Here is a 12838-nt window from a genome sequence, read left to right on the forward strand (position 1 = left end):
GTAGATTGTCACTAGCTGTAGATTGATCTAAATCTTTGGAAGTAGTGCTGCTTTCCTTGTGGTAAAAGTAATTGATAATTTGGATTTGTTTAACCTGCTCCCCAGGCGACTTCGGCTAATGTTCCGGAGGATTATTGTAGTTAATGGTTACTGTATGACCACTACCACCTTGAATCACAGGAGATTTATTATCCTTGTTGTTATTGACTTCACCACCAGATACCTTGTTGTAATTGACTTCACCACCAGATACTTGCCATTTTTCCCCTTCCACTTGGTTCAAATTATGGATTTCTCTTGCTAATGCTTTAATCTCCTGGGCAAATTGAGAATCTGCTTCCATCGCCTCTTGCAAATAGTCAGATACAACCTGTACATCAGCCTGTGAACCATCTTGAGCAGCTAGTAAAGCTAATTCAGCCCTGGGATTACTACTTAACTTATCAATAATCTTCTGGCGCAGTAGATTCACTTTTTCTAGGGCTGCCTCAGTGAACTTTTCTACTGTAGTTTCCGCAGCTTTCGTACCGATAAAAGCAAGGGTGACTATAGCTAAAGCAGACAGAGATTCCATATATTACTGAGTGAAAAATAGGCGAAATTAACTAGGAATACAAGGAACAAATACAGAAAAATTATTTGTAATCCAGATTAACTCTGATAAAATAAATGAACATCCATGAATTGGCTTAGGTACGTTCGACTCAGTTATCGAAGTCGGTGACTATAGCCTTTGGGCTACGCTACGCGATCGCATTTAGTACTCGATTCCAGTTTCTGCCCCAGCGAAAGTCACACAACAACCCAAAGTAGAGTATCTCAGTGGTAGACTGCAAAGAGATCATAAGTGCAGTTTGACCCGCTGGGTGGAATGGGCATCTTGCCCGTTACAATCGGACGGGCTATCCCAACACTGGCTACGAGGCGGACTATTCCAAAGGTGGCGGTGCGTTACGGGACGGGCTATCCCAACACTGGCTATGAGGCGGAAAATTAGGGCTCGCCCGTCCCTAACGCACCCTACGCACTAACTTCAACCTCCTAACCTTCAACCTCCTAACCTTCAACCTTACAACCTTCAACCTTCAAACCCTCTAACCTTCAACCTTCAAACCCTCTAACCTTCAACCTCCTAACCTCCTAACCTCCTAACCTTCCAATCCCATTGGTTAAACAACGACTCGACAAATTATTAGTAGACCGTAACCTGTGTGAATCGCGACAGCGAGCTCAGGTGCTGATTCGTGCCGGTGAAGTCATGGTAGATGGACAAATATTAGATAAGCCGGGAACTGAAATTAACACCACCGCTCAGATTCAGGTCAAAGAGAAACCTCCTTTTGTATCCAGAGGAGGGCAAAAACTTGCCAAAGCCTTGGAGGTATTTGGAATTTCAGTAAAGGGACGCATTTGCCTAGATGGTGGCATTTCCACCGGTGGCTTCACCGACTGCTTGCTAAAAGCTGGAGCAAAACAGGTTTATGGTGTTGATGTGGGATATGGACAAGTTGCCTGGAGTCTGCGCAATGACCAGCGGGTGGTCTTGAAAGAACGTACCAACTTACGCTATCTTCAGCCAGCCGACTTGTACGGTGTTTCACCAGTCCCGAATCAGAGTCAAGTCTATGCTGATTTAGGCGTAGTCGATGTCTCCTTTATTTCCTTAACCAAAATTCTTCCTGCTCTGTGGCAACTGCTATCCCCTCCCCGTGAAGTAGTGTTCCTAGTCAAGCCTCAGTTTGAAGTTGGTCGTGACCGTGTCGGGAAAAAGGGAGTAGTCAGGGACCCCAATCACCGTGCGGATGCGATCGCAAACGTTCTAGAATCCGCCAAACCCCTAGCTTGGCAGTACAAAGGATTAATCTCCTCTCCCATTACTGGCCCCGCCGGAAATATCGAGTACTTACTTTGGCTAGCCATGGATAGTGTATTACCCTATCCCAATTTAGCAGCAATTAGAGAGATTACCAGCAATAGGGAGTAGGGAGTAGGGAGTAGGGAGTAGGGAATCGGGAATCGGGAATCGGGAATCGGGAGTCGGGATTTACTACTCCTTAATCAGTGCTACAGGATTCCTAAAACCTAGGAAAAAATCACCTCTTAAAATTCATAGTGTTTATAGATATAGCAGTCGAAGTAAAGGTTAAGACATATTTCATTTACCTGTTACTTTTAAACGTAAATACTAGGTATTAAAATATACTTATTTTGCTATAAAATTGCAAAATAGTAATTTTATATAATTTGTAAAAAAATGTTTCAAACTTAAAAAATACCCTTGACATTTACCGAGATATTAGTAATAATAAAAATGTCCGATATTTTCCTAGGATTTCTGGACAAAGAGCCGCGCTTCTCAGTTGCACGCTACAAGCGCGGCTCTAGTCCCCAGTCACAAACTATGTGTGAGGTAACTATATCATGCCAAAAAAACGCTCTAATGATCATTTGATTAAGTGTCAGCGAGCCCTAGACCGCCTTGCCCAACTTGCCCAGAGCCAATCCATAAGCCAACATTCCTATCCTCGTCCCATCACCGAGCGAGAGCGAATTTTGATTGACCTATACAGCTACTGCCCACTGTCGATGACCCCCCAGGAGTTTTATGGGAAATGGCAAGTTAAGCAAGAAGACATTGGTCAAATCTGCTTCCGCTCAACCCACGCCGTAAACACCTGGCTCGCCCAAGGTCCTCGCTATAAATCTCCCTCTTCCGATTCCTTACATCATCTAGCTTTAATGGATTTTATATTAGAAAATTTTGAAGCAATTCCAAAGGATTTATTGAATCGACTCTGCTCAAAGGTTAAAGGTTGAAGAATGAAGAATGTAGAATTGATAAGGCAGAATGGTGAAGGAAGAATTATAAATTTGTAATTATAAATTTCCAATTATAAATTCTTAATTCTTCATTCTAAATTCACCATTCCAAGAATTTATCAAATTTTAAGTATCCTGAGGTGCGACCCGTGGCGAATTTAATTCTTAATGGGTCAAGCGCACCTAAGAACTTTGCTCACCAGAAGCTCGCTGCTGATTAATCACAACTATAAACTCCTCTACAGAAGCAATGGTAATTGCCTGTCTGAGCAACATTGTCAACATGGAGTCATGCTTAATTTGGTTGATTGTTTCCACCAACTCCCTAGGCACATCTTCAAAACGAACCCGAAGTACTTCCAGCAAAGATTCTCGACCCTTTTCCAAAAGGCCGATTTCAATCCCCTCTTGACGAGCAAGGCGTTCAAAACTAGTAACGTAACGCATACTACTCTCCTCTTCATAACGTCTAATTTCTTCTGTAAAGCCGGTTTGCCAGCTATCGGGTAAACTAATTAGCCAATCAATTAACCGGAATAACTCTAGGATATCTTGCCTGCCATAGCCCCGTTGATACAAACGTTTAGCAACTCGTAATTTAATCTGATATCGTTGCTCAACATCTTGTTTAGTTTGCTGATTGGCCAGATGAGCTGCCACAATTACAGCAAACGGATTGTTACTTTCCTCCAAAACCTCGGACGAATAATCGAGCAGTTTAACAATCGGGAAGCGCAACAACACCTCACACCCCCAAATAGTGTAACTGTATTCATTCGGTCGCCAGGATCTGCTTTCATCAGCTAAAACAGCTAAACTGACTACTTGACGCCGATATTTGTCAAAAATGCGGTAATTGTACACATAAATCCTCTCAGCAAACACGGATTCGTATTGACTTTGGACTTCCACATGAATTAATACCCAGGTTTCCTGGCCATCCCTGCGCCAAACCTTAACTAATTTGTCTGCTTCCCTAGTGCTAATTTCCCCATCCCGAGCTATCTGTTGGAATTCCTTGTCCAGAAATTCATAGCCTTTGTCCCAGTCAATATTTTCCTCAATTTCGGGGAATAAAAATGCCATAAAGGGTTGGAAATATAAGGAAATTGCCTCTTTCCATGGATTATCGTAGTCTGCACGTTGATTGGTCATCACTCATGGAATAACTGTTACCAAATTTAGAAGTTATTCTAACTAATATACTCCTAAAATTATACCTTATTAATACAGGAAAAATGTCAGCTATAAGCTATCAACTAAGCTAAATGCGATCGCGTAGCGTGACCATTCGCGTAGCGTGACCTTTTGGCCAAGGTCAATCCCGTAGCGGCTCTTTCAGAGCATCGCGTCTGATATGCGTCACCCCCCCAGCTTATCCTGCCATGGCGACAACACCAAAAAGAATTAAGAATGAAGAATGAAGAATGAAAAAAAATCTAACTTCAAACTTCTAACTTCAAACTTCTAACTTCAAACTTCTAACTTCTAACTTCTAACTTCTAACTTCTAAATTCTAAATTCTAAATTTTAACTTCATCCTATCGCTCCCAACGTTTTCAGAGTTGCTTTCTGTGCCTCAGTTAACCCTCTAACTCCAGTAATATTCATAGCTTCATAGAGTCTAGGAGTTCTCAAGATTTTCAAACACTCCCCCGTTTCTACATCCTTTAGTCTTACCGTTTGGTCTTGAGACCCACTCGCCATAATTTGACCATCCACACTGAAGGCGACTGAAGAGACGAGATGGCTATGTCCAGTGCAAATGTCACGGCACTCCCCTGTGGAAACATCCCAAAGTCTCACCGTTTTGTCAGCACTGCCACTGCTTAGGGTTTTCCCATCGGGACTGAAAGCAACTGACAATACCCAATTGGTATGTCCCATCAAGGTTTTGCAGCACTTACTCTCACCAATATCCCACAGCTTCACCGTGTGGTCTGTACTACCACTAGCCAAGAGCTGACCATTGGGACTAAAGGCGACCGAGTGGACTCGATTACTATGTCCGCGCAAAATTCCTACACAGCTTCCGGTCTCACAATCCCATAGCCTCACCGTGTGGTCGGCACTGCCACTGGCTAAGGTTTTCCCGTCATTACTGAATGCTACTGAACATAGTCTATCAGTATGTTCTTGAAACGTTCTGATGCAGTGACCTGTGCTGACATCCCACAGCTTGACCGTGTGGTCGGCACTGCCACTGGCTAAGGTTTTCCCGTCACTACTGAATGCCACTGAAAATACCCAATCCCTATGGCCATATAGTGTTCTCATGCAGCGACCTGTGCTGATATCCCACAGCCTGATCGCATTGTCTGTACTGCCACTGGCTAAGATTTTCCTATCACTACTAAATGCCACTGAATAGACAAAGTCAGTATGTCCGGGCAAAGTTCTGATGCAGCTACCAGTATCATAATCCCATACTCTCACCGTGTAGTCGTTACTGCCACTAGCCAGGGTGTGACCGTCACTACTAAACGCGATGGGCATTGCCCAATCCGTATGTCCATACCAAGTTTTCAAGCATTGACCGGTTTGATAATCCCACAGCTTCACCTTTTGGTCTAAACTCACACAAACCAGGGTGTTTCCATAAGGACTAAAGGCCACTGAAAATACCTGATTGCTGTGTCCATGCAAGGTTTTCAAACATTCATTGGTGCTAGTATCCCAGAGCCTAACGATGTGGTCGCCACCGCCACTAGCCAGGGTTTTGCCATCTGGACTAAAGGCCACTGAGTAGACACCACTACTATGTCCAGTGTAAGTTCTTAAGCAGCGACCTGTGCTTACCTCCCAAAACTTCACCGTGTGGTCGGCACTGCCACTGGCTAAGGTTTTCCCGTCACTGGTGAATGCCACTGACCCAACGCAATCCCTATGTCCAGTGCCAGTGTTCAGGCATTCACCAGTGCCACTATCCCAGAATCTCACCGTGTGGTCGTCACTGCTACTGGCTATAGTTTTACCATCTGGACTAAAGGCAACGGATCTAACCCAACTGCTATGTCCGGTGCAAGTTTTGAGACATTCTGCAGTTTTGATATCCCAGACTTTCAAGGTGTGGTCGCCACTACTAGTAACTAGGGTCTTACCATCTGGACTAAAAGCGACTGAACATACCTCATTACTATGTCCGGTACAAGTGTTTAAGCACTTACCATCACTGACATCCCAAAACTTAACGGTGTGATCCGCACTGCAACTAGCTAAAATTTTACCATCATGGCTGAAAGCAAGGTCCCGTACCAAATTGGTGTGACCTTCACACATCAAAACTAGTGTACCGCTTGGTACTTGCCAAAGGCGAACCTTCCAATCTGTATCACAGGTTGCTAATACTTTACCATCTGGACTGAATGCTGCTGATAAAATATTTCCTAAGGTTTCCGTAAATAATGAGCTGGTTAAGTCAGCATGGGCGAAATTGACATTGTGTAATTTAATCCCCTGTAGGTTAGCTTGCCAAACTGTTAGATTAGAAAAGTCATAGCTGCTTAAATCCACCTGTAATTGGCGCAGTATATTAATTATATTGCCGCAGATATATGCAGTATATTGAGTTATTTGTTTAACCGTGGAAGTTGGGGAGCGCACCATTGAGATAATTTCTAGCAAGTGATTGGTGAGCTGTTCTGTGCAACCAAAACTGGCGAGTAATCTCTCAATAATCGGTTCGAGAATTAGACACACTTGAGTATCCCAAACATACTCAGGGGCAGTGGCTTTGACTAATGCGTGAGTGCGCAACAGAGCAAAATTTTGACTAGTAATTTCCTCAGGAATCTGCTCAATTAATCGATTAACCATGTATTCCATCACTACAGGTTGTTGGGTAAACCCAGCCGAGGTTTTCTCAATTAATGAGCGCCGTTGTAGAGACCCTAAAGACTGTAAAATGTCAGGAGCGCATCGGTGGCAGACAACGTCCTGTTCCAACTCCTTAAAAAAAACCGGTTCGCGATTAATAGCTAGCCAGTACATCAGGTCTTGTTGTGTAGCACTCAGGCGCTGAAACTGCCGATCTAGCAAATCCCGAATATCATCAAAAATGAATGAGCCTTGCTTTAAAAAATTCAGGAACTGAGCAATATTGCCATCAAAAAAGTCTCTGACCACACAAGCCACCATTTTTAAGGCTAAAGGATTGCCAGCATAGTGCTCAATCACGGTCAGCCACTGGGTGTCATCCCCAGCAAAATTTCCTTTTTCCTTCAGGATTTCCTGTCCATCGGTTTCTGATAACCCTTTGAGTGGGAAGCAGCGAATGGGTAAGTTTTCCCCCTCCAGGATAATCAAGTCCTGGGGTGGCTCCCGAGACGTCAGTAATAGACAGCTGTGGTGGGCGGTTTCACCAATACTTCTGAGCAGCTCACCGTATTCAGCATATCCTTCTCGATAAATACCGGTGCGATCGCCACTTTGCAGAATCGACTCAACATTATCTAGAACTAGCAAGCAACGCCCCCGTTGTAAATACCGAATCAATCGCAGAATTTTGCCATCCACAGAGGAGGGTAAATTGGTTTCCTGCTGTCCAGACAGAAATTGAATCAGGTCTGCCAGGAGTTCTTCTAGGGGAGGCGCATTGCGTAGAGTGCGCCAAATCACAAACTCAAATTTATCTTCCAGAAGATGGGCTAAGGTCACAGCCACAGAGGTTTTACCAATTCCCCCCATCCCTAGAAGTGTCACCAGGCGGCAGTTGTCCTGAAGAATCCATTGCTGTAGGGTGTTGAGTTCTTCAGTACGACCGTAGAAATCTCTTAGCTTTGGTGCTTGTCCCCAATCAACACGTCTAATTTGAGCTAGATTGGGACTCTTGCCGTTATTGATTTGATCTGGCTTAATCTGATCTGGCTCAACAACCTTTTCCCAATCAACCCCTACAGCAGTACAAATAGCAATGAAGTTGTCACAGCGAATCGGTTGTCTGGCCCAAAATCGGTTTAAGGTTGCCCTAGAGGTGAAGGCACTGCTACACCAAACTTCTGCGGTTTTGTTCCATCTTTTCAGGCGTCTAGCCTGGTCAACCCATTTGAGTCCTAATTCAGAAGCTCGCACTGAATTCTTCATAGCCCAATCTGCTTCTGCTCACTATCCACGCCAATTGTTATGCCAAAATCTGAGAGTACCATGAAGTCAATCTGAGACAATTGACATAATAACCTTAAACAAGGGCACAGGTAACTTCGGATCTTAGAACAGCAAGGGTTTGAGGAATTTTAAGTTTTTTGAACACAGTTAATATAATTTAATAGCAGTTCTCAAATCGGTGAGGGACTTTCGTCCTAGGGAGTAGGGAGTAGGGAGTAGGGAGTAGGGAGTAGGGAAGTCAGCAATCCGGCAAAAGGAGCCCCACATCTCAATACGTAGTATGAGTGCTTAAAGTTACCGTAAGATAGTGGAGCTTTTATGGTTAGTCGGTTATGCGCAAAAGGGTTAAATCTTTTGTAATAAAGCTCCACTATCTAAGGTTTCGTCTCCAGGGAGGAATTTTGCACAGAGCCTTTCGGAGTGGGGAGGCGAGCTATAAAGCTTCTGAGTAATTCGGAGTAAGTCATCCCCCTCCTGTCAGCCTCTTCTTGTAACTGCTTTTTCTCGAATTCGGTAACTCTAACTACAAGCTTTTGATTTTTCATATTGGATTGACACCTGTCGCTACAATTGTTAGACTAATAATAGGTCGAAAAACAGGAGAAGTCAATGAGAACGGCATACCAATATCGGTTGAGGTTAACCAAGTCACAAGAATTAGAAATAGAGAGGTGGTTAGATATGTTGCGCCACCAGTACAACTATTTACTTGCTGATAGATTCAATTGGTATGAACAAAACCGCTGCTCTATTAACTCCTGTCCTTTGACCTGTTACTTACCAGAGCTAAGAAATAATCCTGATTACTTTTCCCAAAAAAAGACTCTCCCTCAGCTAAAGAATGACAGACATTGGTACAAAGCTATTCATGCTAATGTATTGCAAGATTGCGTCAAGAGGGTAGACCTAGCTTTTAAAAGGTACTTAAAAGGTGACTCTAACGGAAAGAGGAGTGGGAGACCCAGGTTCAAGAGTAGAAACAGCTACAAATCTTTGACTTTTTCTGCTTTCTCTAAAAACCCTATTCAGGGAAATAAATTGAATCTGCCAAAGTTCGGATGGGTTAAAATGGTCTACCACAGGCCAGTTCCGGATGGATTCAAGATCAAGACTGCTACGGTTACTCGAAAGGCTGACGGTTATTATGTAACTTTGTCTTTACAGGATGATACTGTCCCTGAAGTGCTCCCAATAGAGCAAGTATCAAATCCTGTTGGCATAGACATGGGTCTCAAGGCTTTCTTAGTTAAGTCTGATGGTTCAGAGGTACCAATTCCTAAGTACTACCGGAAGGCTCAAAAACGACTAAAAAAAATTCAAAAAGTTGTCAGTAGATCAAAGAAAGGTAGTAGCAACAGAAAGAAAGCTGTAGGTAAACTGGGAAAAGCTCATAAGAAGGTTGCTGACACTCGAAAAGATTTTCATTTTAAGACCGCTAAAAGTTTACTAGATAACCATGACTTGGTTGCTCATGAGAAGCTAAACATCAAAGGTTTGGCTAGGACTAAACTAGCTAAATCCGTACTAGACGCTGGATGGGGTCAATTTCTGTCTATATTATCAAGCAAAGCCGTTCGCGTAGCGTGGCCTACGGCCATAAATGCTGGTTTGGTCACAGTTGCAGTAAACCCCCGAAATACCAGCCAAAATTGTTCCAATTGTGGAACAAAAGTTCCCAAGAAATTAAAAGACCGCATCCATTCCTGTCATTCCTGTGGTTACACCGAGGATCGTGATGTAAATGCGGCAAAAAATGTTTTGAAGTTGGCGGTGGGGCATCCCGTCGGAAATAAAGCTTACCGAGTATCCGTTCGCGCAGCGGAGGCGAAAGCCGATACCAGTAGGTGGAGTTGGTAAGAAGCCCACACTGTAATCTACGATTCAGTGTGGGAGTATGTCACAAGAGGAATCCCTTAATCAAGAGGGTACGGAATTGGTAAAAAATCTTGTTTACCTCATTATATCATGTTCGGATAATTAGTGATAAAAAACCTGATCCGATGAAACCTTACTCCTTTACTTCAGCATAGCTGCCTGCCCACCTTCCGGGCGGTGGTTTAGGGGGGATTCCCTCTGCCTTCGATTCGGATCTTAGTATAAGTATTCAGGACATGAGCTTACTAGGATAAACGCTATATGTCCAGTTAATTATAGCATTTTAATTTGAAACTATGATTTATATAAAAAGCGATACGATGATTTTTTTTTGTTATGAGAAATAGTGGGGTTGATGATATATTTTTCAAGGCTATATAGCAGTTATAAATTGGGTGAGGGACTTTTGTCCTAGGTTAATGGTAGTAGGGAGTAGGTAGTAGGGAGTAAGGAGTAGAGTAGTGGTAAAGATGTAGTGGTTTTGCTACAAAAAAATCCTATCGAAGAAAGCCCATTTCTGACACTAGGCACCCTGACACTAGGCACCCTGACACTAGGTCAGAAACCTAAAACCTCAAGCCTAAAGCCTAAAGCATTCTAGGGGTTTGAAAAATTTTTGTTAACTTTTTAAACCACTAACCGACTCCTGCAATTCCTGAGCTACGGCTACAGTTGAGGTTAAGGAACTTGAAATTTCCCTAGAGGAATCAAAGGTGCGTTCCGAGAATTGAGCCATCTCTTTGATCAACATAGCAACCCTCTGAGTGGTTTCGCTTTGGGAAACACTCCCCTGGGAAATGGCTGCTACTAGCTGCTCGATCTGGCACGAAGCCGACCTCAGCTGTTTCAGATTCTGCTTAGCTTCCTCAACTCGACTTGTCCCCTTCTCCACCACAGCAGTGCTCTGTTCCATTACCTTCACTAATTGAGACGTTTCTAGGTCGATCTCATCTACTATCTTGTGAATTTCCTGGGTAGCTTTGATCAATTGGTTGGTAAGCTGATTTACTTCTTTGGCAATCACGACAAAACCCTGAATCCCATTACCAGACCGCCCAGCCTCAATCTCAGCGTTAATAGCCAAAACATTGGTTTGGACCAAGAGCATGTTGCTCAAGGCAACCACCTTAGCAATCTTCTCGGAAGATTTACCTAGCTGGTTCACTCTTGACGTGGTTTCGCCAATCGTGTCTCGCAATTCCAGGATACTCTCCTGAGTTAGATGAATAGCACTGCTGCTAGCTTCAACAGTGGTTGCAATTCCATCAACCACCCTCGCCGCCTGATCAGCATTCTCAGCCACTGCTTGAATCGAATCGGTGATTTGCTCCACTGAATCCAGGGCGTGATTGGTTTCTGAAGCGTGCTTAAGAGCATCTTCTGCTAGTTGACCGACTACCACCTCGTTGTTTCCCAGTAAGGTATTGACTTCAACCGCTGAGTTGTTGACCTGGGTTACGATAGTTTGCAAATTTTCAATAATGGTGTTAGAATAATCAGCAACTTTACCAATCTCATCCAAAGTCAGGTCAGAGCGCACTGTCAGATCTCCTAGTGCTGCCCCTTGCAAATTTTCAAGCAGTACCAGCAGTTGCTCCTGGAGTGCTTCTTTTTCCTGTCTTTGCTCTTGAGAAATTCTTTCCGTATTTTCCAGGAGATTAGCCTGCTCTACAGCAAAGCCCAATTGAATCGCCACTTGAGTGAAAACGTTGATATCCGTTTCCTGCCAAGCTCTTGGCTGTGAACATTGATGGGCAGCCAGAAAGCCAATCAAGTTCCCTGCCACGAAAATCGGTGCCACTAAACTTGCCTTAGCTCCAAGCAGTAGAGAAGTTTGGCCAAGCCTCTCTACTTGGGACTGCTGGTAGTAGGTCAACTCACCCTCAAGATTATCAATGGCTAGAACCTGATGTGACTGGTAGTGATCAACATCCTCTAGGGCAAAATCCAACTCTTCCTTCTGTGTTTCTGGGGTAACAGAGCCATCCAGAGTTACTGAAAGGCCAACCATTGAGCCTTTATGATTCTGTTCGAGGAGGTAAATGATTGTGCGATCGCACGAGAGCGCTCTTTTAATTCCCACCACCGTAGCTGCGAAAATCTTTTCCCGTTCTAGGGATTTAAGCATGCTAGCGGTAATCTCATTTAACGTTTGGGAAATGTCCACCGTGGCTTGCTGCTGTTCCAGGAGCAGGGCTTGGGTGAGGGCATCACCAATTTGTCTAGTTAACTGCTGCATTAACTCACGTTCTGACTCCTGCCAAGGGTGGGGTTTTGAGCAATCATTCGCATACAACAAGCCGAAAAGTTCACCCCCAACTATAATTGGGGCAACTAGGCTGGCTACGACACCAAGGCGTTCAAGGAACTGGCCAGGAGCACCAGTTAGAGTAGCTTGTTGAAGGTTCTCGACACTCACAAGCTTCTCCAACTTAAACTGTCTAATTTCCCCGGTCGTGATTGGCTCATAAATAGTTTGCCCTAGGGCTTCAACCATACCAGAATCTACGACCTCCGCTGCAATTATCCCGCTTTTGAAGTCAGGATTAAAGCGATAGATAAACACACGGTCTGTCTTGAGGGCAAGGTGTACCCCATAAACGGAAGTTTCTAGGATATTGTCGAAGTTTAAGGATTGCTGAAGCTGGTTGCTGACTAGCGCTAGTGTCCGCGCCTGTTCAGTTTCTTGTTCTTGCTCCTGTAATCGACCTTTGACCCGTGTCACCAGGTTATTAAAGACTTGAGCCAATAGCTGCGTCTCGGTAGCACCAACAAGCTCCGCCTGAACGTTCAGGTTGCCTGCAATCACCGCTTTGGCAGTATTAGCCAACTGACCCAAGGGTTTTGCTAACTGATCGGATAAAGCTCTCACTACCAAGGTAATAATAATGCCCAGTAGCACGAACACACTAGTGGGACTTTAGCGCAAATTATAAACAAAAATCGTGCTACTCTATATAGAGTATGCTTTTTAGGTTCGTATTCTTCTCCACTCAATCCGATGAAAGAAACCGTTTCCACAGCAATGCCCCCCTGCTTT

At 44.0% G+C, this 12838-nt stretch carries 8 protein-coding genes; 4 read left to right on the forward strand and 4 right to left on the reverse strand.

All coding sequences use genetic code 11. The annotated features are described in order from the left end of the window. Positions 1-115: 115 nt before the first annotated feature. Positions 116-574: a hypothetical protein gene (locus F6K49_RS22675; protein ID WP_293100317.1), complete on the reverse strand. Its 459-nt coding sequence runs from the start codon at positions 572-574 to the stop codon at positions 116-118. 273 nt (positions 575-847) lie between these two features. Here F6K49_RS22675 and F6K49_RS22680 point away from each other — a divergent pair, with 273 nt between their 5' ends. The 3 genes from F6K49_RS22680 to F6K49_RS22690 all read left to right on the forward strand — a co-directional run bounded on the left by F6K49_RS22680 (position 848) and on the right by F6K49_RS22690 (position 2817). Further along, the gene (locus F6K49_RS22680) at positions 848-997 is read left to right on the forward strand and encodes a hypothetical protein (RefSeq protein ID WP_293100320.1); all 150 of its coding nucleotides are present in this window, start codon (positions 848-850) and stop codon (positions 995-997) included. A gap of 168 nt (positions 998-1165) precedes the next feature. Next, a complete protein-coding gene (locus F6K49_RS22685; RefSeq protein WP_293100323.1) occupies positions 1166-1984 on the forward strand; it encodes a TlyA family RNA methyltransferase in 819 nt (272 codons plus the stop codon). A gap of 437 nt (positions 1985-2421) precedes the next feature. Further along, entirely contained in the window at positions 2422-2817 is a 396-nt protein-coding gene (locus F6K49_RS22690) for a hypothetical protein (RefSeq protein ID WP_293044418.1), read from the forward strand. A 186-nt stretch (positions 2818-3003) separates the two neighbouring features. Here the strand turns inward: F6K49_RS22690 and F6K49_RS22695 are convergent, their stop codons facing one another. Beyond that, positions 3004-3975, reverse strand: a complete 972-nt coding sequence (locus tag F6K49_RS22695; RefSeq protein ID WP_293100326.1) for a transposase — start codon at positions 3973-3975, stop codon at positions 3004-3006. 381 nt (positions 3976-4356) lie between these two features. Next, on the reverse strand, positions 4357-7902 hold the full coding sequence (locus F6K49_RS22700) for an NB-ARC domain-containing protein (protein ID WP_293100329.1): 3546 nt from the start codon (positions 7900-7902) through the stop codon (positions 4357-4359). 630 nt (positions 7903-8532) lie between these two features. Between F6K49_RS22700 and F6K49_RS22705 the strand changes: the two genes are divergently transcribed. Further along, positions 8533-9780, forward strand: coding sequence for a transposase (locus F6K49_RS22705; protein ID WP_293020175.1), 1248 nt, complete (start codon positions 8533-8535; stop codon positions 9778-9780). Between the two features lie 637 nt (positions 9781-10417). On the opposite strand, the gene F6K49_RS22710 is transcribed toward F6K49_RS22705, so the two are convergent. Next, entirely contained in the window at positions 10418-12670 is a 2253-nt protein-coding gene (locus F6K49_RS22710) for a GAF domain-containing protein (protein ID WP_293100332.1), read from the reverse strand. Between the last annotated feature and the right edge of the window lie 168 nt (positions 12671-12838).

Source organism: Moorena sp. SIO3I6 (genome assembly GCF_010672095.1).